23 protein-coding genes are annotated in these 24,357 nt (G+C 64.9%); 10 read left to right on the top strand and 13 right to left on the bottom strand.

Annotated features, from left to right (window positions below; all coding sequences use genetic code 11):
* Window positions 1–281 precede the first annotated feature (281 nt).
* The 11 genes from ACVWY0_RS08485 to ACVWY0_RS08435 all read right to left on the bottom strand — a co-directional run bounded on the left by ACVWY0_RS08485 (window position 282) and on the right by ACVWY0_RS08435 (window position 12,490).
* Window positions 282–809 carry an acetylxylan esterase gene (locus tag ACVWY0_RS08485; protein ID WP_485836301.1) on the bottom strand — a complete coding sequence of 176 codons (528 nt, stop codon included), beginning with the start codon at window positions 807–809 and terminating at the stop codon, window positions 282–284.
* Window positions 810–840: 31 nt separating this feature from the next.
* On the bottom strand, window positions 841–984 hold the full coding sequence (locus tag ACVWY0_RS08480; RefSeq protein WP_485836300.1) for an acetylxylan esterase: 144 nt from the start codon (window positions 982–984) through the stop codon (window positions 841–843).
* Between the two features lie 122 nt (window positions 985–1,106).
* On the bottom strand, window positions 1,107–2,579 hold the full coding sequence (locus tag ACVWY0_RS08475) for a rhamnulokinase (protein ID WP_485836299.1): 1,473 nt from the start codon (window positions 2,577–2,579) through the stop codon (window positions 1,107–1,109).
* Window positions 2,576–4,612 (bottom strand): bifunctional aldolase/short-chain dehydrogenase, encoded by a 2,037-nt coding sequence (locus ACVWY0_RS08470; RefSeq protein ID WP_485836298.1) that lies wholly within the window; start codon window positions 4,610–4,612, stop codon window positions 2,576–2,578. The genes ACVWY0_RS08475 and ACVWY0_RS08470 overlap by 4 nt, the downstream gene beginning before the upstream one ends.
* 4 nt (window positions 4,613–4,616) lie before the next feature.
* A complete protein-coding gene (gene rhaI, locus ACVWY0_RS08465) occupies window positions 4,617–5,783 on the bottom strand; it encodes an L-rhamnose isomerase (protein WP_485836297.1) in 1,167 nt (388 codons plus the stop codon).
* Between the two features lies 1 nt (window position 5,784).
* Entirely contained in the window at window positions 5,785–6,159 is a 375-nt protein-coding gene (locus ACVWY0_RS08460; RefSeq protein WP_485836296.1) for an L-rhamnose mutarotase, read from the bottom strand.
* Complete coding sequence (locus tag ACVWY0_RS08455; RefSeq protein ID WP_485836295.1) at window positions 6,156–7,604, bottom strand: arabinose isomerase; 1,449 nt, start codon at window positions 7,602–7,604, stop codon at window positions 6,156–6,158. Before ACVWY0_RS08455 ends, ACVWY0_RS08460 begins: the two co-directional genes overlap by 4 nt.
* 144 nt (window positions 7,605–7,748) lie before the next feature.
* Window positions 7,749–8,810, bottom strand: a complete 1,062-nt coding sequence (gene rhaS, locus ACVWY0_RS08450; protein WP_485836294.1) for a rhamnose ABC transporter substrate-binding protein — start codon at window positions 8,808–8,810, stop codon at window positions 7,749–7,751.
* 71 nt (window positions 8,811–8,881) lie between these two features.
* Complete coding sequence (locus ACVWY0_RS08445) at window positions 8,882–9,922, bottom strand: ABC transporter permease (protein ID WP_485836293.1); 1,041 nt, start codon at window positions 9,920–9,922, stop codon at window positions 8,882–8,884.
* Between the two features lie 34 nt (window positions 9,923–9,956).
* The gene (locus tag ACVWY0_RS08440) at window positions 9,957–11,003 is read right to left on the bottom strand and encodes an ABC transporter permease (RefSeq protein ID WP_485836292.1); all 1,047 of its coding nucleotides are present in this window, start codon (window positions 11,001–11,003) and stop codon (window positions 9,957–9,959) included.
* Complete coding sequence (locus ACVWY0_RS08435) at window positions 11,000–12,490, bottom strand: sugar ABC transporter ATP-binding protein (RefSeq protein WP_485836373.1); 1,491 nt, start codon at window positions 12,488–12,490, stop codon at window positions 11,000–11,002. The genes ACVWY0_RS08440 and ACVWY0_RS08435 overlap by 4 nt, the downstream gene beginning before the upstream one ends.
* Before the next feature lie 298 nt (window positions 12,491–12,788).
* Between ACVWY0_RS08435 and ACVWY0_RS08430 the strand changes: the two genes are divergently transcribed.
* The 7 genes from ACVWY0_RS08430 (at window position 12,789) to ACVWY0_RS08400 (ending at window position 20,063) form a co-directional block, all read left to right on the top strand.
* A complete protein-coding gene (locus ACVWY0_RS08430; RefSeq protein ID WP_485836291.1) occupies window positions 12,789–13,799 on the top strand; it encodes a LacI family DNA-binding transcriptional regulator in 1,011 nt (336 codons plus the stop codon).
* 863 nt (window positions 13,800–14,662) lie between these two features.
* Window positions 14,663–15,691 (top strand): LacI family DNA-binding transcriptional regulator, encoded by a 1,029-nt coding sequence (locus tag ACVWY0_RS08425; protein ID WP_485836290.1) that lies wholly within the window; start codon window positions 14,663–14,665, stop codon window positions 15,689–15,691.
* Between the two features lie 135 nt (window positions 15,692–15,826).
* Window positions 15,827–17,230, top strand: coding sequence for an FAD-binding oxidoreductase (locus ACVWY0_RS08420; protein WP_485836289.1), 1,404 nt, complete (start codon window positions 15,827–15,829; stop codon window positions 17,228–17,230).
* 28 nt (window positions 17,231–17,258) lie between these two features.
* Window positions 17,259–17,420: a hypothetical protein gene (locus ACVWY0_RS08415; protein WP_167349835.1), complete on the top strand. Its 162-nt coding sequence runs from the start codon at window positions 17,259–17,261 to the stop codon at window positions 17,418–17,420.
* Window positions 17,421–17,593: 173 nt separating this feature from the next.
* Window positions 17,594–18,337, top strand: coding sequence for a DUF6807 family protein (locus ACVWY0_RS08410; RefSeq protein WP_485836288.1), 744 nt, complete (start codon window positions 17,594–17,596; stop codon window positions 18,335–18,337).
* Window positions 18,334–19,494 carry a M24 family metallopeptidase gene (locus ACVWY0_RS08405; RefSeq protein WP_485836287.1) on the top strand — a complete coding sequence of 387 codons (1,161 nt, stop codon included), beginning with the start codon at window positions 18,334–18,336 and terminating at the stop codon, window positions 19,492–19,494. Before ACVWY0_RS08410 ends, ACVWY0_RS08405 begins: the two co-directional genes overlap by 4 nt.
* Window positions 19,495–19,736: 242 nt before the next feature.
* Window positions 19,737–20,063 (top strand): YegP family protein, encoded by a 327-nt coding sequence (locus tag ACVWY0_RS08400; protein ID WP_485836286.1) that lies wholly within the window; start codon window positions 19,737–19,739, stop codon window positions 20,061–20,063.
* Window positions 20,064–20,300: 237 nt separating this feature from the next.
* On the opposite strand, the gene ACVWY0_RS08395 is transcribed toward ACVWY0_RS08400, so the two are convergent.
* Window positions 20,301–21,029: an SDR family oxidoreductase gene (locus tag ACVWY0_RS08395; RefSeq protein WP_485836372.1), complete on the bottom strand. Its 729-nt coding sequence runs from the start codon at window positions 21,027–21,029 to the stop codon at window positions 20,301–20,303.
* A gap of 29 nt (window positions 21,030–21,058) precedes the next feature.
* Here ACVWY0_RS08395 and ACVWY0_RS08390 point away from each other — a divergent pair, with 29 nt between their 5' ends.
* Window positions 21,059–21,298: a hypothetical protein gene (locus tag ACVWY0_RS08390; protein ID WP_485836285.1), complete on the top strand. Its 240-nt coding sequence runs from the start codon at window positions 21,059–21,061 to the stop codon at window positions 21,296–21,298.
* 6 nt (window positions 21,299–21,304) lie between these two features.
* A complete protein-coding gene (locus ACVWY0_RS08385; protein WP_485836284.1) occupies window positions 21,305–21,559 on the top strand; it encodes a hypothetical protein in 255 nt (84 codons plus the stop codon).
* 21 nt (window positions 21,560–21,580) lie between these two features.
* On the opposite strand, the gene ACVWY0_RS08380 is transcribed toward ACVWY0_RS08385, so the two are convergent.
* Entirely contained in the window at window positions 21,581–21,802 is a 222-nt protein-coding gene (locus tag ACVWY0_RS08380; protein ID WP_485836283.1) for a hypothetical protein, read from the bottom strand.
* A 1,421-nt stretch (window positions 21,803–23,223) separates the two neighbouring features.
* On the opposite strand from ACVWY0_RS08380, the gene fadE16 reads away from it, so the two are divergent.
* On the top strand, window positions 23,224–24,345 hold the full coding sequence (fadE16, locus tag ACVWY0_RS08375) for an Rv1679 family acyl-CoA dehydrogenase (protein WP_485836282.1): 1,122 nt from the start codon (window positions 23,224–23,226) through the stop codon (window positions 24,343–24,345).
* Window positions 24,346–24,357 lie beyond the last annotated feature (12 nt).

The raw sequence follows: 24,357 nt of genomic DNA, 5'->3' as shown, positions 1-24,357 counted from the left end.
TGGCGAAGGGCAGAGAATGATCTCTGCCCTGTTGGCTCTGAAGGAAGATGGATGCGTGTCAGTTAGACGCGGGCTCCTCCAGAGCCAACGAAAAATACGCATACCAACGGATTGTCATAGGCAAACCATAACCGCGGGCTGCGACCGCCGCAAAATCTCGGCCGTCACACATGGAAATCCGGGCTTAAGTCAGTCGCCTCGTCCCCCCAACTGAGTAGCGCTATCTGTCGTTTTGAGCGTCCAAAACGACAGATGGCGCTACCTACTTGGTCACTTGGGTGTCAGGCCAGGAGCTCGCGGAGGTACTGCAGCTGCCTGATCCAGTGGTGCTCCTGGCCGCCCTCGTGGTTGTTGAACCGGTAGACCTCGATCTCCTTTTGTGCCGCGGAGTCGGCGCCGTAGGCATTGAAGCTGGCGAACACGGTGGACGGCGGGCAGACATCGTCCACCGCACGGAACGCGTCCACGTACACGCGGCGGTAGTAGTAGTAGTAGTAGTAGTAGTAGTAGTAGTAGTCCTCGCGGCTGCCGGCGCCCCTGGTCAGCAGCCCCGCGTAGGCCACCTCGCCCGCGGACGGGTGGGGATCCGCCGTCTCGCCGAGGATCCCGCCGTAGCCCTGGCCGCGGGTGTCCATGATGAACTGCGCATGGCCGGCCTGCGCCCACTTGGTGTCCTGGTTGACCAGGCCGCGGCCGCCCGAGTAGCCGATGTAATGAACAACCACGGGCAGCCGGGTCCCGGCGCTACAGTTCGCCGGGAGGTGCAGCCAGCCCTTGATGGGTGCGCCGCCATAGCCGGCGAACGTCACGTCAAACGTGTCGATGACCGATAAGTGGTTCTCAACAGGCCCGAACGTGGCGTTGAGCGGGGAACGTCCGGGCCTCGTCGAGCGTGGCGTCCCAGAAGTCCTGCAGATCGGCGGGCGGCGTGACCCGCGGGGCGTAGCCGCGGAGCTGGTCAAGGGGAAGGTCTAAGAGGGGCATGCTGCTGTCCGGCGGCACCTTCTTTGAGCGCGAAGGGACACTTGGGGCCCTCCGGTTGGGGCCGCAAGTGTCCTTTCGCGCTGGAGGTGGGCGCTGGGTCGTGGGCGCTGTGTGGTTGGTGGTTACAGGCGGGAGAGCTGCGGCGTGAACGTCTGCAGCTCGTGCGATGAAACCACCAGGCGGCGCAGTTCTGTGAGTCCTCCGCTGATATGCCCGGCGGCACGGGCCTGGACCAGGACATTCCCGACGGCGGTCGCTTCCGCAGGTCCTGCCACCACCTTCTGGCCGGTGGTGTCGGCCGTGAGCTGGCAGAGCAGCCTGTTCTGGGAGCCGCCGCCCACGACATGGACCACGTCCACGGTGCGGTCGGCGAGGCGTTCGGCGTCCGCGATGGCCCGCGCGTAGCAGGCGGCGAGGCTGTCCATGATGCAGCGGGTGATGGCCGCTGGGTCATCGGGCAGGAGGTCCCCGGAATGGCGGATCGTTGCGCGGATGCGGTGGGGCATGTTGTCCGGGGCGATGAAGGCGGAATCGTCGGGGTTGATCTGCGGTCCGCCCGGGGGCAGCGCCGCTGCGGCGTCGAGCAGATCAGTGAGTTCCGGAGTGTAGCCTTCGGCCGCCCAGGTCCGCTGGCATTCGCTGAGCAGCCAGAGCCCGCCCATGTTGCGCAGGTAGCGGATGGTGCCGTCCACGCCGCGTTCGTTGGTGAAGTTCGCTTCGCGGCTGGCCTCGGTCAGGACGGGATGGTTCAGTTCCAGCCCCACCAGCGACCAGGTGCCGGAGGAGATGTACGCGAAGTTCTCCTCCTGGGCGGGGACGGCGGCGACGGCGGAGGCGGTGTCGTGCGAGCCGACGGCCACCACCTTGGCGCCGGCCGGCAGTCCCACCCTGGACGCGACCTCCGGCAGCAGGGTGCCAATCGTTTCGCCGGGCTCGATCAGCGGCGGGAACAGGTCTTTCCGCAGCCCCAGGGCGGTGAGGAATTCGGTGGCCCACTCCCCCGCGACGGCGTCGAACAGGCCCGTCGTGGAGGCGTTGGTGGATTCCGTGCGGCGCTGTCCCGTCAGCAAAAAGGCGATGAGATCCGGGATCAGCAGCGCCTGCAGACCGTCCAGATCCTGCTCCGTGGCCAGTTGGTACAGCGTGTTGAACTGCAGGAACTGCAGCCCCGTGGTGCCGTACAGCCGGGCAGGGTCCAGTTTCTGGTGCACGGGCGCGACGGCGGCGCGGCTGCGGTCATCACGGTAGCTGTACGGCTGGGCCGTGAGTTCGCCAGCCTTGTTGACCAGGCCGTAATCCACGGCCCAAGTATCGATCCCGATGCTGGTGATGGTTTCGTCCTGCAGCGCCGCCACGGTGGCGGCGGCAGTCAGGCCCGCCAGCACCTCGGCGAACAGTGCGTCGAAATCCCAGCGGAGGCCGCCGTCGAGCTCCACCACGCCATTGGGAAAACGGTGCACCGTTTCCAGCTCCACGCCAGAGCCGGTAACCCGGCCCAGGATGACCCGGCCGGAGGACGCGCCGATGTCGACGGCGGCGAACACGTTGCGGGCGGAAGTACCGCCGCCGTCGATACCGTTGTTGGTTGTGCTCATCGAAGGAAGGCGGCTGCCACTCCGGCGTCCACGGGGATGTGGAGTCCGGTGGTGTGTGACAGTTCGTTGCTGGTGAGGACCGCGGCTGCGTTGGCCACGTGCTCGGGCAGGACTTCGCGCTTGAGCAGGGTGCGCTGGGCGTAGTACTTGCCCAGTTCCTGCTCGTCCACGCCGTAGACCGCGGCGCGCTTGGCGCCCCAGCCGCCGGCGAAGATCCCGGAGCCGCGGACCACGCCGTCGGGGTTGATGCCGTTGACGCGGATGCCGTATTCGCCCAGTTCTGCCGCGAGGAGCCGGACCTGGTGGGCCTGGTCAGCCTTGGTGGCGGAGTAGGCGATGTTGTTCGGGCCGGCAAACACGGAGTTCTTGGAGGAGATGTAGATGATGTCCCCGCCCATGTCCTGGGCGATCATGACCTTCGCTGCGGCCTTCGAGACCAGGAAGGAGCCCTTGGCCATGACGTTGTGCTGCAGGTCCCAGTCCTTTTCGGTGGTTTCCAGCAGCGGTTTGGAGATGGACAGGCCGGCGTTGTTGACCACCAGGTCCAGGCCGCCGAACGCCAGCACCGCGGCATCGATCGCGGCCGAAACGTGGGCTTCGTCGGTGACGTCGGACTGGACGCCGATGGCGACGTCCGCGCCGCCGAGTTCGGCGGCGACGGCCTGGGCGTTCTCCAGGTTCAGGTCGGCAATGACGACGCACGCGCCGTCGGACGCCAAACGCGTGGCAATCGCCTTGCCGATGCCCGACGCCGCGCCGGTAACCAGCGCGATGCGGGAGGCGTGCGACTTGGGCTTCGGGAGGCGCGCGAGCTTGGCTTCCTCGAGGGACCAGTATTCGATCCGGAACTTCTCGGACTCCTCGATCGGGGCGTAGGTGGAGATCGCCTCGGCGCCGCGCATCACGTTGATGGCGTTGAGGTAGAACTCGCCGGCAACGCGGGCGGTCTGCTTGTTCGCACCGTACGAGAACATGCCCACACCCGGGACCAGCACAATGGCCGGGTCCGCACCGCGCAGGGCGGGGCTGGCCTCGTCCGCGTGGCGGTCGTAGTAGGCCTGGTAGTCCTCCCGGTACGCGGCATGGAGTTCCCGCAGCCGGGCGATGGAATCCTCGATCGAGGCGTCCGCAGGCAGGTCCAGGATCAGCGGCTTGACCTTGGTGCGCAGGAAATGATCCGGGCAGGACGTGCCCAGCGCACCCAGCCGCGGATGCTCGGCCGCTGCCAGGAAATCAAGCACGACGGCGTCATCGCTGAAGTGCCCCAGCTGCGGTTTGTCCGTGGACGCCAGCCCGCGGATCACCGGGGCCAGCGCGGCGGCTTTGGCGCGCCGCTCAGCCTCCGGCAGCGCGCCGTAGCCGGGCAGCTTGGCGCCGAAGGGTTCGGCTTTGCCGTTGTCCTTGATGTAATTTTCGGCCTGCTCGATGATCCACAGCGAATTGGCCTCGGCCTCTTCGCTGGTGGCGCCCCAGGCCGTGATGCCGTGGCCGCCAAGGATGGTGCCGATGGCCTGCGGGTTGGCGTCCTTGATCGCGGCGATGTCCAGGCCAAGCTGGAAACCGGGACGGCGCCACGGCACCCAGAGAACCTTGTTGCCGAAGATCTTGGCGGTCAGGGCCTCGCCGTCCACGGCGGTGGCAATGGCGATCCCGGAGTCCGGGTGCAGGTGATCCACGTGCGCGGCATCCACCAGGCCATGTATCGCAGTATCGATCGACGGCGCGGCGCCGCCCTTGCCGTGCAGGCAATAATCAAACGCGGCCACCATCTCGTCTTCGCGCTCAACACCCGGGTACACGTTCTTCAGGGAGTTCAGCCGGTCCAGGCGCAGCACGGCGAGGTTCCCGGCCGTTAGTGTGCCCAGGTCCCCGCCGGAGCCCTTGACCCAGAGCAGCTGGACGTCCTCGCCAGTGACCGGGTCCTTCTCGGTGCCCTTGGCCGAGGTGTTGCCGCCGGCGAAGTTGGTGTTCCGCTTGTCCGCGCCGAGGCGGTTGGAACGGGAAATCAGTTGGTCAATTGTTGGATTCGTCATGGTCTTACGCTCCCCATCCGGCCTGGTGTCCGCCTTGGCGTTCGGTATTGATTTTTTCCTGGTATCCGCTGGCGGCGAAGGCGCCCATCGGGTCCGCGGGCAGGCCGCGGGATTCACGCCATTCGGCCAGGTCGGGGCGGACATCGGTGTAGAACGCGTCCATCAGCACCGCGTTCGCGGCCAGCACGTCGCCGGAGTTCTGCGCTGCCTCCAGGGCGACGGTGTCCACCAGCAGTGCCCGTGCCGTCATTTCCTGCACGTTAAGCACGGAGCGGATCTGGCCCGGGATTTTCCCCTCGATGTTGTGGCACTGGTCCAGCATGAACGCCACACCGGCGGCTGGCTCCAGTCCACCTCCGCGGACCACTTCGGCCATGATCCGGAACAACTGGAACGGATCCGCTGCGCCGACAATCAGGTCGTCATCGGCGTAGAAGCGCGAGTTGAAGTCGAACGAACCGAGCTTGCCCAGGCGCAGGAGCTGCGCCACGATGAACTCTATGTTCGTGCCCGGCGCGTGGTGGCCGGTGTCCAGGCAGACCATCGCCTTGTCGCCCAGCGCCAGGCAGTGCACGTAGGAGGTACCCCAGTCCGGAACATCGGTGTGGTAGAAAGCTGGCTCGAAGAATTTGTATTCCAGCACCATCCGCTGTTCCTCGCCGAGCCGGTCGTAGACCTTGCGCAGGGATTCACCCAGCCAATCCTGGCGGGAGCGCATATTGCCCTGCCCCGGGTAGTTGGTACCGTCCGCGAGCCAGACCTTCAGATCCTGCGAACCGGTCTGGTTCATGACCTCAAGGCACTCATACATGTGGTCCACGGCCTTCTGGCGCACGGCCGGGTCGCTGTGCGTGAGGCTGCCGAACTTGTAGTCGTCGTCCTGGAAAGTGTTGCTGTTGACCGTTCCCAGTTTCACGCCCAGGCCGGCGGCGTAGTCCGTCAGGGCAGCGTAGTCGTCCACTTTGTCCCAAGGGATGTGCAGGGCCACTGCGGGGGCCAGGCCCGTGAGGGCGTTGACCTGGGCGGCGTCGGCGAGTTTCTCTTCGATGGTGCGCGGGGTTCCGGGTGTGGCGAACACCTTGAAGCGGGTACCGGAGTTGCCGAAGGCCCAGGAAGGCAGTTCAATGCTCTGTTGTTCGAGCGTGGTCAAAACGTCGGTGGGGATAGACACGTCAGTCTCCTTTGGATGCTGGGTGGGTGAGGTCTGCCACGGCGGCCAGTTGGTCCTCGAGGTTGAATACTTCTGTGAGTTGGAGGAAGCCCTCATCGGGGGCTCCATCGAGGTCTTCGAAGAAACCGGACATTTCCGCCTGCCAGCGAGCGTTGACTTCCGTGGCGGCCATCCGCGTTTGGGCCTCAGAGAGGTTCTCGGTTTCGAAGTAGCCGATCAGGAGCCCGTCAGCGCGGAGGAAGAGTGAATAGTTGTTCCAGCCGGTGGACTTCAGGGCTTCGAGCATTTCGGGCCACACGGCGGCGTGGCGCTGTGTGTATTCCTGGATGAGACCGGGTTTGAGCTGGAGCTGGAAGCAGACGCGCCGGGTGCTCATGAGAGCACCACGTTCCGATGTTCGATGCCCAGCAGGGACGCTGCAGCCTTGATGTCGGCCGCGCGGTGACCCACGCAAAGCGCCCAGTGGTGGCCGATGCCGGTCTGGCTCCATTGGTCCACCCAGAGTCCGGGGTCCCCGCCGAAGTCCACGCGTGAGGTGGTGTTGCCGATTGCCAGCAGCGGGCCGGGAACTACTTCGCCCTCGGAGGTGATGAAGACGTAGCTGCCGTCCGGGTCCTGGCCGAGGCCGAAGGTGGTGACGGGTCCGTGCCGCACATCGAATTCGACCGAGACGCCCCAGCCGCGCTTGCCGTGGTAGACACCCAGTCCGCGCAGCAGCGGGTCCTGCGCGGACACGGCCAGATGCGCCGGTCCGTCGTGACCCATTTCCACCACGTTGTCGAAGAAGTTCAGGGCCTGGATTTCGGTGAAGGAACCGCCGGCGCCGATGGCCTGCGCGGCGAGCATGGCGATGGAGGTCCGCAATTCGAATTCGCCGGCCATGGGGATGCCGCGGGCAGTGAGGATGGAGGAGCCCAGAATCATGCCGGCACCCAGCCGTTCATGCTGTTCTCCGGCCAGCCCGCGATGGTAATAGGCCACCGAGTCAAGGTCAAAGTCCTCTACGAGGCGGTCCAGACCCACAGATACTTTGGCGCCCCAGGCGAAGTCGTCGTCGTTCACCGAATCATCCAGCACGAAAAGTCCGCGCGCCAGCTCAAGGCGTTCGGCCACCTGCGCTTCGGTGACGGCGTTGACCCGTTCGCGCAGGTCATCGAATTCGAGCACTTCCACGTGGGAACCGAAGGTCGTGGAGACGGTGGTCAGGTCGGTGGCGACGTCAAGCATGCCCGGATACAGGTGGCCCATGAGCCCGTGCCGGGCGTTCCGCAGCCGGGCGCGGACGCCGGCTGCGTGGACCCACTGGTTGATCCTTTCCCAGGCGGATTCCTGCTTCAGGTGTCCGGAGACGGAGCGGAAGTCGATGCCGGCACGGCGGAAGACGTTGGCGACCTCGGGCACCGGGCATTGTCCGCAGTAGGCGAGCCACTTGCCGGTGTCGAAGTTGGCGTGGTCCATCGCTTCGGTGGGCTGCAGGTCGATCACGAGGACGGGGGTCTTGGCCCGTTGGGCGATAGGCAGCACCATGGAGGAGGTCAGGTAAGTGGTCAGGAAGATGACGATCAGATCGCAGTCAGCGACGCGCAGCTTTTCACCGGCCTCGCCGGCTTCCTGGGCGTCGGAGATAAAGCCGGTGTCGATGACTTCCGCGTCGAGTCCCTGGAAACGGCCAGTGACGTAGCGGACGGAGTCCTGCAGCTGGGGCAGTAGTTCCGGAAACTGGGGCCAGTAAGCGCCCAGCCCGCCGGAGACCAATCCGATGCGGGTGGGCCGCCTCCGATGCGGCTGCAGCCGGGCTGCGGATTGTTTCTGGTTCGTCATGATGAGTCTTTCTTGGCAAGGCAAAGTCAAGGGAATGCGTCAGCCCCGGCGGGCAGGCGGGCCGTAGTGCGGCACCGCCTGCCCGGCGGATAGGAGCGGCAGCGGCGTGCCGGAAACCGCTAACGCGGGCCGGACGCCGATCCGCTAGAACTGGTACTTGTCGATGTTTTCGGCGTTGAAGACCGTCGGCGGGCCGACGATGACCAGTCCGCCCTCTTCGATTGTGCGTTCGCCGAGTTCACCGGCAGTGAACTTGTCCCCGACTGCTCCGGTGATCTTCCCGTCCGCCAGGGCCTTTCCCGCGAAGGCTGCAACGTAGCCGAGCTGCGCCGGATCCCAGAGCGCGAACTCCTTGACGGTCCCGTCCTTCACGAATGGGCGCATTTCATTGGGCAGGCCGAGCCCGGTGAGCGCCACCTTGCCCTTGTACGCGGACGTGGAGAGGTACCGGCCGGTGGCGGCAATGCCGACCGTGGTCGGAGAGATGATGCCCTTCAGGTTCGGGTGGGCCTGCATGAGACCCTGCGCTTCCTGGAAGGACTTGGTGTCGTCGTCATCGCCATAGACCTTGGCCACTAGCTTGATGTCCTTGTACTCCGGGTTGGACGCCAGCTCCTCCTCCATAAACTTGATCCATTCGTTCTGGTTGGTGGCGTTCGCGGTGGCGGACAGGACGGCGATTTCGCCGCTGCCGCCGATCTGCTCGGCGATCAGTTTCGTCTGGATCAGAGCCACTTCTTTTGCCACCACCTGGCTAATGAACAGGTCGCGGCAGTCGGGGTTGGCGTCCGAGTCGAAAGCGACAATCTTGGCGCCGGCGGAACGCGCTTCGCCCAGGGCGGTGCAGACGGCATCCGGGTCATTGGCAGCGATCACAATGACATTCGTGCCGGCCTGCGTCTCGGCGTTGATGAAGGAAACCTGGCTGGACGCCGAGGCCTCAAGTGGGCCTACGACCTGAGAGGAGGCGAAGCCTGCCTCCTGGGCACCTGCCTTGCCGCCGCCCAGGACAACGTCCGTGTACGGGTTGTTCAGCTGCTTGGGGATGAAGGTGATTTTCTGGTCCCCTCCCGCGGCGGGGCTGCCGCCGCCGGCAGATCCCGAGCCGCCATTGCAGGCGGTCAGGGCCAGCGCAGCCACGGCGGTAACCGCGACCAGGCTCCCCAAACGACCGATCGGGCCTGTGTTCTTTCGGTTCAACATCATTGTTCTTCCTTTTTCCTCGTGCGGTAAATGCATCCGGTTCCGTGCGGACGCGGTTGCTGGTGAGCGGTTGTTCAGGTCGATTTCTGGCTAAAGCTTCGGCGGACGCGCCGGGTGTGCCGCCATTCTTTGACGGCGGAGCCGATGCTCGGCGCCACCACGGAGAGGATCAGGAGCAGACCGGTCACTGTGATGAGGACGACGTCGGACACCCGTCCCAGCCGCAGGGCGTAGTTCAGTGTCCCGATCAGCAGGACACCGGCGATGACGCCGGGGATGGACCCTTTGCCGCCGAAGATCGATACGCCGCCCAGCAGCACGGCGGCAATGACTGCCAGCTCCAGGCCCGAGGCGTTGTCGCTTCGGGCACTGGTGTAGCGCAGCGTCCAGTAGATACCGGCAAGTGCTGACACTGCGCCGGATCCCACATAGAGCCAGAATTTGCTGCGGGCCACTTTGATGCCCACAAAGCTTGCGGCTTCCTTGCTGTATCCCATCGCGAAAAGGCCGCGTCCGAAGGGCGTTAAGTGCAGCAGAACCCCGAAGAAGATCATCACCAGGACGACGCCGATCATCACCGTCGGGATGCCGGTTCCGCCAAGTTTGGAGGTGAAGAAGGCGGTCAGCGCCTTCGGGAAGTTGGCCACCGCGTTATCTCCGATGACCACCAGGGCCAGGCCGCGGAAGAGTGCCAGGGTGCCGATCGTGACCGCCAGTGAAGGCAAGCCAAGGACGGCGATCAGAAATCCGTTGAACATTCCGGCGATGATCCCGGCCAGGAGGCTGATCACCAGCACTAGCCAGATATCCATGCCGCCAGCCCAGAGCACGCCCATCAGGGCGCTGGTCAGGCCGGCGGTGCTGGCGACGGAGAGATCGATTTCCCCCGTGATGATGATGAGCGTCATCGGCATCGCGATCAGCAGCACCGGGATGACATCCAGGAGCAGGAATCCGGTAGTAACCGGAGAGGCGAAGCGTGGGATGGCGATGGCTGCGTAGATCAGGAAGGCGGCCAGTGCGTAGATGGTCAGGGCGTCGCGGCCCGCCAGGATCCTGGCCGCCCCGGTCCTGCCTTTGGGTTCCGTGACCAAGGGCTTGGTGCTGTCAGTCACAGGGGCTGATGCACTGCTGGTGGACGAAGTGGTCTCAGACATTCCGGGCCTCGCTTATCCGCAGTTTCTTGGCTGTGCGCAGGCTCGCCACGCGGTCGATGATGATGGCAGTGAGGATCAGCACGCCGACTATGGCCTGTTGCCAGAATTTGTCCACGCGCAGTGCGGTCAGGGAGCTGGTGATGGTTGTCAGGAGAACGGCGCCGAGGGCTGCTCCCGCCACGGATCCGCTGCCGCCGAATATTGCCACGCCTCCGACGACGGCTGCCGCGACTACGTCCAGTTCCATGCCGGCGCCGGTGGTTGCGCCGACGGAGTTGAATCGGCTGGCGTAGAGCACACCGGCCAGACCGGCCAGTGCACCGTTGGCAAGGAAGGCCAGGAATACGCGCTTGGATACCTTAATGCCGAACGCGGTGGCCGCATCCGGGTCCGAGCCGATGGCGTACAGGTCCCGGCCCGGACGGGTGCCGGACATGTACACCGCCACGGCGATGACGACGACGATGGCCAGCAGTGTGATGATGGGGAACCCCAGCACGGTGTTCACCGAGAGGGCGCCGAAGGCGTCCGGCCGGTCACCGGCGAAGAACTGTTTGCCACCTGCCCAGGCGTTGTTCAGGCCGCGGAACACGTAGAGCGTCCCGAGGGTAATGACCAGCGCGGGCACTTTCGCTACCGTCACCAGCAGCCCGTTGAAGGCTCCCAGCAGCGCCCCGAATGCCATTCCGATCGCGAAGACGGCGATGATCGGCAGATCAGGCATGGCCGAGAAGATGAACCCCGTGCCGAAGGCAACTAAGCCAAGCATGGACCCGACGGAGAGGTCGATGTTCCGGGTAATGATCAGCAGTGTCTGCCCAGCCGCCAGAATCATGATGATCGTGGCGTTCAGCAGCAGATCTTTTACGCCCTGGGGCGAGAGAAACAGCGGATTGTTCAGGTAGGTGATGAGTACCAGGAGTGCCAATGCGATCAGCACGGGCAGTTCGCGCAGCCGCAACACCGAGGCCAAGGCGCCCCTGCCAGCGGCGGGAGTCGTCGTCGTCTTGGTTTTCTTGTGGTCCAGAGCGGAGCTCATGGGGTCCCCCCTGCGGAAGTTGCTGCGTGCATAACTGATTCGGGATTCGCCTCGGCGCGGTCAAGTTCGGCAGTGATCCGGCCCTCGCGCATGACCAGTACCCTGTCTGCCATGCCGAGGACTTCGGGCAATTCGGAGGAAATCATCAGAATGGCGATCCCCCGGCCCGCAAGGTCTGAAATGAGCCGATGGACCTCGCTCTTGGTGCCGACATCGATGCCGCGGGTAGGTTCATCAATGATCAGCAGCCGCGGGTCGGTGGCCAGCCACTTGGCGAGCACCACCTTCTGCTGGTTGCCGCCCGAGAGCGTGGAGACGGCGTGCTCCTGCGAGCCGGTCTTGACCTGCAGCCGCCGGCTCCAGTCCTGGGCTGCACGGCGTTCGGCGGCACCGTTGATGAGCCCCGCCGTCGCGAACTTGTTGCGCAGCGTGAGGGTGACGTTGCGGGCCACGGAAAGGTTCATGACCAGGCCCTGCTTGCGGCGGTCCTCCGGGACAAAGCCCATGCCGGCGGTAATTGCAGCCTGAGGATCCCGTGGTTTGAGTTTCCGGCCCTCGAAGTTGACATCGCCGGCGTCGTAGGGGTCGATCCCGAAGACGGCGCGGGCAACCTCTGTCCGGCCGGCGCCAACCAGACCGGCCAGTGCGACGATCTCCCCCGCGCGGACCTCGAAGCTGATGTCGCGGAAGACCCCGGCCCGGCTGAGCCCGTCCACCTTCAGGACCACATCCCCTATTTCCGCAAGCGTCTTGGGGAATAGCGCTCCGATGTCCCGGCCAACCATCTCGCGGACAATCTGCGAAACGGTCACTTCGACAGTCTGGTGGGTGGAGATGTACCGGCCGTCCCGCATCACGGTGATCCGGTCGCAGAGATCGAATACCTCATCGAAGCGGTGTGAGATGAACAGGATGCCGGTTCCCTTATCCCGGAGACTGCGGGCAACGGCGAACAACCGGTCCACCTCCACCCCGCTAAGCGCGGCCGTCGGCTCATCCATCACCAGCACCTTGGCGTCCAGCGAAATGGACTTGGCGATCTCGATGATCTGCTGGTCTGCGATGGACAGGCCCTCGGCTATACGCGTCGGATCAATGGGGACGCCGAGCCGCTCGAAAAGCTTGGCCGCCTCGCGGACCATGGCGGCCCGGCTGATCAGTCCGAACCGGCCCTTGGGCTGGCGGCCGATAAAGATGTTCTCCGCAACGGTCAGGTCCGGAAAGAGCGTGGGCTCCTGGTAGATGACGGAAATTCCGGCGGCTTTGCTCTCGGCGACATTGCGGAACTGGACGCTCTCGCCGTCGACCCTGAAGTCGCCCGAATCAGGGTGGTGCAGGCCGGCGAGGATCTTAACCAGGGTGGATTTACCGGCGCCGTTCTCGCCCACCAGGGCATGAATCTCGCCTTCCAGGATTTCGATGGTTCCGTCGGCCAGGGCTACCACCGGGCCGAACGTCTTAGCTGCGTGCTTCAAGGAGAGCGCCATCCTGCGCTCACGCTCCGGGGGGCCGGAGCCGGGTTGTGACCTGGTTGTCTGCTGCATAAATTGACCGCACCTTTGGGGCTGGAAGACGATGATAATGAATCGTTTCATAATTCCTGTGATTTGAATCATAGGCTTCTCCAGCCATGCACGTCAAGAGAGGCGGGAGATAGGCGTCCATGATTTTGATTCGTTTCATTGAAAGGTTTCAAATCAGCGATGTCACGGGTATTCTGGGCCCTATGCGTCGCACTGTCCGCAAGCGCAGACTGTTGCGCCACCCACGATGAGGAGTTCGGACATGGTTTCAGCCAGTGTCAAGGACGTCGCGGCACTGGCCGGCGTGTCCGTGGGGACGGTTTCCAATGTGCTTAACCACCCGGATAAGGTCTCTACAGCTGCCTTGGCGAGGGTCCAGGCCGCCATCGACGCGCTGGGCTTTGTCCGCAACGATGCCGCCCGGCAGCTGCGCGCCGGCATGAGCCACAGCATCGGGTTGGTAGTCCTGGATGCTGCGAATCCGTTTTTCACCGATCTGGCCAGAGGTGCCGAAGACCGGGCCGCCGCGGAGCATTTCACCGTGCTGGTGGGCAACAGCAACGAGGACGCGGCGCGGGAATCCGCCTATCTGGATCTCTTTGAACAGCAGCGCGTCCGGGGAGTGCTGCTGTCTCCGGTCGGCAACGTCATCCCGCGGTTGGAACAGCTGCGCAGACGGGGCATCCCCACCGTCCTCGTGGATCGGCAGACTGATAACCGGAGCTTTTCCTCCGTGGCCGTGGATGACCTGGCTGGCGGTGAAATGGCGGTGCGCCACCTGCTGTCCCTGGGCCGCCGGCGCATTGCGTTCGTGGGCGGGCCGGTGAACATCCGGCAGGTGGCCGACCGGCTGTCCGGGGCGTGCAAGGCCATCCTGGGGGTGGCAAATGCCACGCTGGAGGTCATCGAGACCGAATCCCTGACTGTGCTCTCAGGGACGAGGGCAGGTGAGATGATCCAGCGCCGGCCTCCCACCGAGCGTCCGGATGCGGTCTTCGCCGCCAACGATCTGCTAGCCGTGGGTGCCCTCCAGGGTCTGATGCTGACAGGTGGCGTGCGGGTGCCCCAGGAAGTTGCCTTGATCGGCTACGACGATATCGAGTTTGCCGCGGCCGCCGTGGTACCGCTGTCCTCCATCCGCCAGCCAAGCGCACTCATCGGGTCCACGGCCCTGGACTTGTTAATCCGGGAGGCGAGCCCAGAGGTCGGTTTTGAACCCCAGCAAGTGGTGTTTCCGCCCGAGCTGGTGGTCAGGGCCTCCACACAGGGCTGACGGCCGTAGCCCGGCCCGGCAACTTCGACGCAAATATCTCCGGATTGGACCTCGCTATTTCGCGAGATCCAACCCGGAGATTCTTTGTTCTTACTTGGGCTCACGCATTGTTCCGGTCCATCAGCCCCCCTAGCATCAGGCTTCCGGCTCCGAAGAGAGTGCCCGGCCGGAAGAGGCTCGGTGTTGGATCATCCATTGGCGCCTCGGGGAATGGAAGCGCTGCTTCTGGCTATTGGGCCTCCAATCCCCGGAGGCGCCCCGTCCGGATCCAGGGGTGCCGGCGGCTCATCCGGCTGGTTGGGGCCCGGCAAAACCTTGGGATCACGGGCAAAGGGTGATTCTCCCGGCTCCTGCTGGGCCGGTGTGCCCCGGGGTACCGGTTCACGTTCGGATATGTACTGTCAATCTCCCGCATGGAGCTGGTATCAGTGCCGGCATGGCGTTCGGCTCCGGTCCGGTCCGGTCCGGTCAATCTCGTCGTCGGGGGGCCCCCGTGGCAGTTCAAGTCTGCGGCGTCGAGGCCCCTTCACGGGCGGCCATCCGGGCCCGCACACTGCGTCGAAATCGCCACATTCCACGTCGCCCGCCAGCAGGCCGTCCTGGCCAGGGAGCAGCGTCCAGTTGTGCCAGCCGGGGGGCATCCTTGGTGGCCTGGAGCATCTCCGGCCCAGACAGTCGCATGGCGCCGCCTGCACTCATCGCTCAGTCCGGGCTGGGCCGACGAGCGAAAATACGCCCTCATTCGCGACTCCGCTGAGATTTCCCCTTCTTGAATCAATTCATTATTACGATTCAAAGTACTCTTGAACTCAAGCAGGTATCAGGCAATTTGCACCCCGCTACGTATGAGAGCTTGGAGAAACATGAAGCGGTCAGCCAGCGTCAAGGATGTTGCCAACCATGCCCAGGTGGCCGTGGGCACGGTGTCCAACGTCCTGAACTATCCGGACAGGGTCTCGCAGCGGACCAAGGACCGGGTGCTGCGGGCCATCGATGAACTCGGTTTCGTCCGCAATGACGCCGCCCGCCAGCTGCGCGCCGGCCACAGCCGGACCATCGGGCTGATCGTGCTCGACGTCGGCAACCCCTTCTTCACGTCGGTGGTCCGTGCCGCGGAGGATGCCGCAGCGCTCCAGGGCAGCGCCGTGCTGTTGGGCGACAGCGGCCACAACACCAGCCGGGAATCGAACTACATCGACCTTTTCCAGGAGCAGCGGGTGCAAGGCCTCCTGATCTCGCCCGTGGGCGACGTCACCGCCCGCATCGACCAGCTCCGCGAACGCGGCGTCCCCACTGTCCTGGTGGACCGGCTCGCCGATGAGAGCAAGTACAGCTCTGTTTCAGTGGACGACGACGCCGGCGGTTACCTCGCTGCCCGGCACCTGCTGGACACCGGCCGCCGTCGGCTCGCCTTTGTGGGCGGCCCCACTTCCATCCGCCAGGTGGCGGACCGCCTTCAAGGCGCAGAACGCGCAGTGAAGGAGGAGCCCGACGCCACCCTGGAGGTCCTCGATTCCGACGAGCAGACGGTGCTGGCCGGCCGCAGCGTTGGCAACCTGCTGGTGGAGCGGGGGCGCGCGGACCTGCCGGACGGCATTTTCTGCGCCAACGATCTGTTGGCCCTGGGCGTGATGCAGTCCCTGACCATGACGCACACGCTGCGGATCCCGGAGGACATTGCTCTGATCGGTTACGACGACATCGACTTTGCCGTCTCCGCCGTCGTTCCACTCTCCTCCATCCGGCAGCCCACCGAGGCGCTGGGGCGCACGGCCATCGAGCTGCTTGCGGAGGAACTCGAATCCGACAATCCGAAGCACCGGGCCGTCATCTTCACCCCCGAACTGGTGGTGCGGCAGAGCACCGGGCCGGCTGAAAACACATCGATGTAAGCGTTGGTTAGCCAGTCAGAAGGGCCGCTAACCAGCACTTCCTCCCGCCCTTGATGGAACCCTCCGAGACCCCACAGTTTCCCCTTGTCAGCTCCCCCGAACGTGTGGGACTCTGCTGGGAGGAGCGAGAGGTCCGTGAGTCCAGTGGCACAAAGCACGGAGATCGACGGCGCTGCTGTCGACGAATTACAGACATCCTTTCGGGGCGAACTCGTCCGCCCGGATGATGCCGGCTACGACGAGCACCGCAAGGTGTGGAACGGGTCGATTGACCGCCGTCCCGCCCTCATAGCCCGCTGCACCGGCGTCGCAGATGTACGCGCTGCCATCCGGCTGGCCCGGTCGCAGGACCTGCTGGCCGCCGTGCGCGGTGGCGGTCACAGCTTCCCCGGCCTGTCCGTCTGCGACGACGGCCTGCTCATCGATCTGGGCCCGATGAAAGGCATCCGGGTGGACCCCGAGGCACGGACGGTCCGTGTCCAGGCCGGCGTGCTGCTCGGCGAACTCGATCGCGAGACGCAGGAGTTCGGCCTCGCCGTTCCGTCGGGAATCGTCACTCATACCGGGGTTGCGGGCCTGACGTTGGGCGGCGGCATCGGCTGGGTCATGCGGAAATACGGACTCACGATCGATCAGCTGCTGTCCGTGGACGTGGTCACCGCCGACGGCGAGCTGGTCCGGGCAAGCGAACATCAGAACACCGACCTCTTCTGGGGCGTACGGGGCGGCGGCGGGAACTTCGGCATCGTCACCGACTTCGAGTTCCGGCTGAACCCCGTGGGCCCGTACGTTATGGCCGGTCCCGTCTTCTGGCAGATGGAAGATGCCCCCGAAGTGCTCCGCTTTTACCGGGACTGGATCGCGGACTGCCCCGACGAGCTTATGACCATCGCCGTGCAGCGGAGGGCCCCGGCACTGCCGATCGTGCCGCCAGACCTGGTGGGCAAGCTCGTCATTGCGGTCACCGCCTGCTACACGGGACCTGTCGAGGACGGCGAACGGGTCCTGCGGCCACTGAAGGAATTCGGATCGTCCGTGCTCGATTTTTGCCGACCCAAGCCGTTTCTGGAGCATCAAAAGACGTTTGATCCATCGTTCCCGCACGGCTGGCACTACTACGTCAGGTCCTGTGACGTCGCGGCCCTCAGCGATGACGTCATCGACGTCGTAGTGGAGCACGGCAGCCGCATCAGCTCGCCCGTCACCAGCGTCGCCCTGTGGCAGATGGGCGGAGCTGTAGGCAGGATCGACGACGATGCTACCGCGTTCAACGGCCGCCAGGCCGGGTTCACGTTCAACATCAACGGCAACAGCAAGACCGCCGACGGCTTTGACGGCGAGCGCCAGTGGGCGCGGGACTACTGGTCAGCCCTGGCGCCCCACCACACCAGCGTCTACGTGAACTTCCTCATGGAAGAGGGCCAGGAGCGCGTCAGGCACGCGTATGGCGCCGCCAAATACGACCGGCTCAAGGCACTCAAGCGCACATACGATCCCACGAACTTCTTCAGGCTCAACCAAAACATCAGGCCTGACTGATGACCCTGCTATTGGATCGAAGAACATCATGCTCAAAACCCTGCTGTGCAAGATGAACCTGCGCCACGATTGGCACATCCAAACCACGGACGACGGCGGCCGCTACCGGCGCTGCACACGCTGCGGTAAGTACCAGGAAGGCGGCAGTGGCGGCCGGAACGGCAACTGGGCAGCGCCACTGGGCATGTAACTGTGCATGTGACTGGGCAGGCAACGGTCCCACCACGCCTCCGCCCGGGAACAACAGCTGCCCTGCCCCGCACGAACGGTGCGGGGCAGCACCGGTCATGCGGGGCAGCACCGGTCATGCGGGGCAGCACCGGTCATGCGGGGCAGGACCGGTCATGCGGGGAAGGGCCGATCATGCGGGGCAGGGCCGGTCATGCGGGGAAGGGCCGATGGATTCCCGCGGCCCGCAAGACACACACCCGGGCGGCCGGCGAGTACGTCTGGCGCCCCGACCACGGCAGCATCGTCCGGGCTGGCGGACCGTCTCCCGGCGAACCGTCCGCCGCCGAGGGCGAGCTGACCGAGAACCTGTCCTGGAACGGGCCCGACGGCGCTCCCATCCTGACCGAACAGCGCACCTGGACGTGGGCCGCCGTCGGGCCTTCCGCCTGGCGCCTCACCCTGGACTTTGCACTCTCCCCTGCCGGCAATCAGCCGGTGAGCCTGGGAAGTCCGGGTTCCAACGGCCGTGTTGGGGGCGGTTACGGCGGGTTCTTCTGGCGCCTTCCCGAATGTTCCGGGGCGCGCGTCTGGACGCCTTCGGGGGTGGGTGAGTCCGCCGTGCACGGGAGTGTAACGCCGTGGCTCGCCTGGTCGGGCGGGTTCACGGGGGGAACGTTCGACGGCGGCACTCGCGTTGGCGCCGTTCGCGACGGCGCGGCCACGCTCGTGTTCGTCGCCGCGGCGGGTTCAACGGACCCGTGGTTCGTCCGGGTGGACGGATACGCGGGAGTTGGCCAGTCGCTGGCCTGGGACGCGCCGGTCATCGCCGAACCCGGCGCCCCGGTTCGCCGCAGCGTGACCGTGTTCATTGCCGACGGGATTTTGGGTACGGAAGACATTGAGACATTGATCAATACACAGGGGGACAACTCATGAGCCAGACAACAACCGCTGCTACGCCGCCGTCGCAGCTGACTGAAGCCGCCACCTTTGCGGACCAGGGCCGCCGCACGCCGCCCGCCTCCATCCCGGACCGTGCCATCAAGCGGCGCCGGGTCCTGGACATTCTGGCCGCCAAGGGGCAGGACTCGTTGCTGCTCACCACGCACACGGCGCTGGCCTGGTACCTGGACGGCAGCCGCGTCCACATCAGCCTGGCCGGCGATCCCATCGCCGCGCTGCTGGTGGACCGGGATGGCGACCACCTGGTGACGTTCAACAACGAGGCCGGGCGGATTGCAGCCGAGGAGCTCCCCACCGGCGTCTCACTCCACACCGTGCCCTGGTACGGAAACCTGCACGAGGCTGCCGCCGCCGTCGGACATTCTTCCGGAGTGCACGCCGGCACCCCGCTGACCGAGGCCTCGGTGGCCACCGAATTGAGGGCTGCCCGGCAGCAACTGCTGCCCGGCGAGAGCGCCCGCTACGCCCACCTCAGCGCGGAACTGGCCGGCATCATGACCGATGTGTTGTCCACCGCCCGACCTGACACCACCGAATTCGAACTGGTGTCCGCCCTGGCCGGCCGCGTGGTTGGAGCGGGCGCGGAGCCGCTGGTACTCCTGTGCAACGGCATCTCCCGGAGCGACTTCCGGCACCCGCTGGCCACGCACGCGCCCCTCGGACGCCGCGCCATGGCCGTGGTGTGCGCCCGCCGGGACGGCCTGGTCGCGAACATCACCCGCTGGGTAAGCTTCGACGCCGGGACCCCCGAAGAGCTCGACGCCGAGTCCCGCATCGCGGCCGTGGAGGCGGACATCTTTGACGCAACAGTTCCCGGTGCACGGCTGGACCTCGTCTTCGGCGAGATCAAGGCGGCCTACGTCCGCCACGGCTTCGGCGCGGAGCAGTGGGAGCAGCACCACCAGGGCGGACCGGCGGGCTATGCCGGGCGGGATCCGCGCGTCACCGCGGCAGCCACCGACACCGTCGTCCTCAACCAGCCGTTCACCTGGAACCCGTCAGGACCCGGCGTGAAGATCGAGGACACGGTCCAGCTCACCGCGTCCGGCATGAAAGTCCTGACGGTGGATGACCGCTGGCCCGCTGCCACCGTGAACGGCCTCAAGCGGCCGGTGACGCTGCAGCTGTAGGCCCTGCCGTTAGACGGCATAGAGAAGCCCAGCGACGGTCGTCCCGGGGCTTCTCCAGGGTCGGTGATCGAACGGGGGTCTTGTGGCACAGGCTGTCTTGAGCGAGACTCATTGAGCACATGATGAACTGATCATTTGGATTGCAGGACAAAACCAGCGGGAAGGGGACGCAAGGGCGCGTCCGTGTCTGCTCCGTGGCAACGACGCCGCCGGGGCGGATCCCGCAGACCGGGAGGATTGCTATGGCCGGAATGTTCGAACTGTTCGTTGACGCGGAGTCGTATTTCAGGTTCCGTCTGACTGCGCCGGATGGCACCGTGATGGCAGTGTCCAAGGCTTTTGACAACAAGAACGCAGCTGTTGCCGGTATCGCCGCCGTGCGTGAATACGCGGGCATGGGACTGATTGCCGATGTTTCCCCGACGGAGAGGCGGGCCACGCCGCCGGAGGCACGTGACGTCACTGTCCAAGTTCGTGAAGTCCGGCGCATTCCGGCTGCTGACCTTCACGCACGTTCCCGGGAAATCCATCGCGCCACCAGCGAACGTCGATGGGCCGGCGCAGTTTAACGCTCTCGACTCCAACAGCCCGGCCCGGGCCCTTCGCGAAGACCCGGATCCATTCGTTCGCCGGCTGCCGACCTCGGCTCGTTATATCGTCGCGACCGGTTGTTCCTGCGACCGGTCCGCGGTGCGCATGGAGCGCTGCGCGAGGCCCGACGTTGACGTCGCTGTAGTCCCCGGCACCTCCGTGCACTTGATCGTGCTCGGAGCTGTGTACTTGGCAGCGTCAAAGAATCTACCTGGTTAGTGCGTGCTCCAGCCATCGGGCTGCAAACCATCTATATCGGTGAATCCGTACTCTCTGGCAAGTTGAGCGGAGCTGACCGACTGCTGATTCCATTTCCCGCGGTCAGGGTCCGCTGCCAGCGCAGCTACGGCCCGACCGACATAGCGGGGTGACTCCGAGAAAGCGAAACCTGCGGGGGCGTCTGGGTATCCGCCGACCAGGCCGGGGTCCAAAGCGTCGCGCCAGTTGGTTTCGGTGACTCCGAAGCTATCGAGCATCATCTCCGACCGTAGCCATGCAGGCGTGATGGCGATCGCCGTTACTCCGTGCGGTTCCAGTTCGTGGCCTTGAGAAAAGGCCAACCGATTGACCGCGACCTTGGCCAGGTCGTAGAACACCGAGATCCGGTACTCAGTGGCGTTGAATTTGGTAGTCCCATCGGTGACCTTAATGAGAAGACCCCCACGCTTGGTGATTAGCAGCGGAAGCGGACTGTACGAGGTGATCAGATGAGTGTCAATGGCTAGTCGCAGGATGCGCAGCCCTTTGTCTAGGTCGTGCTCCCAGATAGGGGTGTTCCACTCGGCTGGGCCACCTTCCAGGACCTCAGCACCCCAGATGTCGTTGACCAGCACATCGAGACCGCCATATTCAGTTCGGATCCGCTGAGCCAAGCTTCGGACCTCTTCGGAGTCGAGATGATCGACCTGGATGGCGACTCCGGCGCCGCCGAGCCGTGTGACCAGATCGGCCGGGATTTCCGCTGAAGCTGGTCGTGACCATCAAGCCTGATGGCACGCAGGCAGTGGATATTCAGTGGCCAGACATTAGTGAAGCAGAGATTGTCTTGGCGATCACGAGATGCCGCACCTTCTTGCTGCCCGGGGAAGACAACTACTTGCCGAAGATCCTAGCCTCGATGCGAAGGCTGTACAGCGATCCCAAATGGATGGTCCTCCACGAGGCACTGGAACAGGACATTGCTGCAACGATAAGCGGTAAGGACCTCAGATAGAACCTAATGTACAGCGGCAGTTGGAAGGCCGATCAGCCTCCCGGAGAGGCAGACATGATCGGCGATTCCGAGCTGGCGATGCACTACATCTACGGCGAGGTGCTCCACGAAGATGAATGGCGCCGACAAGAGCTTGCCAAGCATGGCCTCGATAGCAACTCGACGAAACTGGCTGTCATTATGCAGATGAACCTGGTGATGAAACGAGTCCACGCCATTCGCCATGTACTCCGCCGAATGGAACGTTCAGAGTTTCCCTAGTCCGCGCCGGAACTCAGATCCTCACCCGGTGGTGCTCGTGTCAACCTGATCGGAGCCCACAAGGACGGCCCGAACGGTACCCACCTGAGCGACACGCCCGGTGCCCGCGCAACGAGTCTTGCTGAGTGTGCCCTCGGGGACCATGGCTCCCAGCGCCGCCTTCGCTTCTTCGTACGTCTCACCTACGGCGTTCACGCGTGCGAAACTGCCGTCTGCGCCGTCAATGGTGCCTGCAATCACCACCCCCAAACTTTAGCCACAACCCAGCCTTGGCCTCTGGGTTTGAGCTACTTCCGGAGGGGCAACGAACCTGCGATCATTCAAGCAGGCCTCCTGAAGGTGGGACCGAACAACCGGGCCGGTTGCGTTCCGTCCCACACCGAGGTACCCCGTGGAGGACCCACATGCATCCCCTAACCCTGATCATTATTGTCCTGGCTGCGGCGGTTCTGTGGATTGCAGTTACTGGGAGTCTGCTTGCACACCTCGCTCACTCAGAGCGCCGTGAAGGGCTGAGAGAACCCCGTAAGAGTAGGAGTGCGAACGGCCTAGGGCGGGGGCATGGGACCAAAACCACGAGGCGACTGAAAGTGCGGCGCGTGCGGCCGCCTCGGCGGGTAGCCCTGCACAGTCGAATTAGGTAGGCACTACTCGAGAACGGGACCGGGCATCCCCTAGGGTGGAGACCCGGCGTCGCCGGTGATTCGACGCGGTACCTTTCATGAACCGGATGTTTCGGGCAAATCGACATGGCCCGCCTGATCCGCAGGTCACTTATTTCAGGCCAGTCAGGCTCCAAATAGGCGCGGCGGCGGATGATGGAGGCAAGCGAAGGGTCATCGGGTTGCTAGCGGCGGCGGTTATCACCACGCTCATCTTCGGCAGTGTCTATGTCTCACTCCAGCAGCTCGGCCGCCGCTCAGCGAATGCGGCACCGACGGCTGCCGCTGCGGCACAGGTCCAGCTGATCGGTTCGGAGCCACCGGGGGCGCCGCGACTGGAACTGAGCCCCGACAGTTGAGTCTTCATCATCATCTATGGGGAGGACGACAAGCCGACATCCGGGACTGTCACCCTCCACGGGTCACTTCCCGTCCTTCCCACCGGGTCAAATTTGGCGGGTTCTTCCCCGCCGGCGTCAACGGAAAGCTCAAGAGGAGCGGCGGCAGCTGAGGCGCATTCATCCTGAGGCGATAAAGCCGCCGCGGACCTCAACGGGGCGGGCTGGCTGCCAGCCCTTTCGGAGGCAGCCCAGGAACTAAAAACCGGCAGAGCAGCAACAGCAAAGCAACGACGGCGAGGATCACCACAAATTCAGTCGACATTTCCACAGACTACAGAGGCGCCGCAGGGAGTGCGCCTTGGATTCCAGTTCCCCGTCATCGAGGGGCCCAGGAACCCCCGCCTGGGGCCCCGGTTGAGTTCCGGCGTTGGGTCGCTGGATACGCCGGCTTTGACGTCGTCGCATTTGAGGGGTACCTAATCTGGCGCGCCACTTCCCTCGAGAAAATGGTGCTGCCTGCCCGAAGGTTACGGGACCGTAAGGTTTGGTCTCTGGCGTGGAGGCCGGGCGGAGCGCATAATCGTCACGTGCTGGCCGTGACCCTCGTCAGCATGCGATGGGGGCACGCGAGGGCGCTTTTTGGGCGGATGGGGTGAGTGGATTGTCAACGAGCCAGGCATTGGATGATGTGGTCAGGGTCGCGCGGGAGCACGCCGAGAGGGTGGACACCGACGGGGTGTACCCCGTTGAGGCGGTCGCAGAGTTGCGGGCCGGCGGCCTCCTGGGGCTGGTGCTGCCCGTCGAGGCCGGCGGTGCCGGTGCCGGGCCGGAGGTATTCACCGAGACGGTCAGTGCGCTGGCGGAGGCGTGCGGTTCAACGGCGATGATCTATCTGATGCATGCCGCCGCCGCAGTCACGATTGCGGCGGCGCCGCCCCCGGATCTGCCCGACCTGCTGGCCGGGATGGCGCGCGGGACAACGCTGGGCACGCTGGCCTTCAGTGAGCGGGGATCCCGGTCGCATTTCTGGGCGCCCGTCTCGATCGCGACCGCCAGCGGGACTACTGTCCGGTTGCGCGCGGATAAGAGTTGGGTGACGTCGGCCGCTCACGCGGATGTCTTTGTGGTCTCGACCGGTGCGCCCTCGGGCGTGCCCGGTGAGGTGGACCTGTATGCCGTTCCCGCCGGTACGCCGGGTTTGAACGTGGCCGGTCCCTGGCGTGGGCTCGGGCTGCGCGGCAACGACTCCGCACCGATGACTGTCGACGCTGGCATTCCGGTCGGGTACCGGCTGGGCGGGCCGGCGGCGGGCTTCGCGCTGATGATGGAGACGGTGCTGCCGTGGTTTAATCTCGGTAACGCGGCGGTCTCGCTGGGTCTGGCATCTGCAGCTGCCCGGGCCGCTGTCGAACACGTTGGAGCGGCCCGGCTCGAACACCTGGGCCAGTCCCTGGCTGGGTTGCCTACGATCCGGGCCCAGATCGCCCGGATGGGCATCAGCCTGGCGGCGCAGCGTGCTTATCTGGCCCATGCCGCGGGCAGCGTCGCGGCTCCCGGGGAAGAGACGATGCTGCATGTGCTCGGGGTCAAGGCCTCGGCCAATGACGCGGCGCTTGAGATCACTGACGCTGCCATGCGTGTCTGCGGGGGTGCGGCGTTTTCCAAGCACCTGCCCATCGAGCGGGCCTTCCGTGATGCGCGGGCGGGCTCGGTCATGGCGCCGACCGCGGATGCGCTCTATGACTTCTATGGCAGGGCCGTCACCGGCCTGCCGCTGTTCTGAGGAGGCTGGATC

The organism is Arthrobacter sp. UYNi723, from assembly GCF_054057635.1.
The sequence above is the reverse complement of the archived record's forward strand: the minus strand, read 5'-3'. Positions and strand labels throughout refer to the sequence as shown.

Excerpts from the sequence above, each read along its gene's own strand:
- ACVWY0_RS08480 (WP_485836300.1), bottom strand. The coding sequence starts at position 984 with ATGCCCCTCTTAGACCTTCCCCTTGACCAGCTCCGCGGCTACGCCCCG.
- ACVWY0_RS08475 (WP_485836299.1), bottom strand. The coding sequence starts at position 2,579 with ATGAGCACAACCAACAACGGTATCGACGGCGGCGGTACTTCCGCCCGC.
- ACVWY0_RS08470 (WP_485836298.1), bottom strand. The coding sequence starts at position 4,612 with ATGACGAATCCAACAATTGACCAACTGATTTCCCGTTCCAACCGCCTC.
- ACVWY0_RS08460 (WP_485836296.1), bottom strand. The coding sequence starts at position 6,159 with ATGAGCACCCGGCGCGTCTGCTTCCAGCTCCAGCTCAAACCCGGTCTC.
- ACVWY0_RS08455 (WP_485836295.1), bottom strand. The coding sequence starts at position 7,604 with ATGACGAACCAGAAACAATCCGCAGCCCGGCTGCAGCCGCATCGGAGG.
- rhaS (WP_485836294.1), bottom strand. The coding sequence starts at position 8,810 with ATGATGTTGAACCGAAAGAACACAGGCCCGATCGGTCGTTTGGGGAGC.
- ACVWY0_RS08440 (WP_485836292.1), bottom strand. The coding sequence starts at position 11,003 with ATGAGCTCCGCTCTGGACCACAAGAAAACCAAGACGACGACGACTCCC.
- ACVWY0_RS08435 (WP_485836373.1), bottom strand. The coding sequence starts at position 12,490 with ATGGCGCTCTCCTTGAAGCACGCAGCTAAGACGTTCGGCCCGGTGGTA.
- ACVWY0_RS08430 (WP_485836291.1), top strand. The coding sequence starts at position 12,789 with ATGGTTTCAGCCAGTGTCAAGGACGTCGCGGCACTGGCCGGCGTGTCC.
- ACVWY0_RS08425 (WP_485836290.1), top strand. The coding sequence starts at position 14,663 with ATGAAGCGGTCAGCCAGCGTCAAGGATGTTGCCAACCATGCCCAGGTG.
- ACVWY0_RS08415 (WP_167349835.1), top strand. The coding sequence starts at position 17,259 with ATGCTCAAAACCCTGCTGTGCAAGATGAACCTGCGCCACGATTGGCAC.
- ACVWY0_RS08410 (WP_485836288.1), top strand. The coding sequence starts at position 17,594 with ATGCGGGGCAGGGCCGGTCATGCGGGGAAGGGCCGATGGATTCCCGCG.
- ACVWY0_RS08405 (WP_485836287.1), top strand. The coding sequence starts at position 18,334 with ATGAGCCAGACAACAACCGCTGCTACGCCGCCGTCGCAGCTGACTGAA.
- ACVWY0_RS08400 (WP_485836286.1), top strand. The coding sequence starts at position 19,737 with ATGGCCGGAATGTTCGAACTGTTCGTTGACGCGGAGTCGTATTTCAGG.
- ACVWY0_RS08385 (WP_485836284.1), top strand. The coding sequence starts at position 21,305 with ATGTACAGCGGCAGTTGGAAGGCCGATCAGCCTCCCGGAGAGGCAGAC.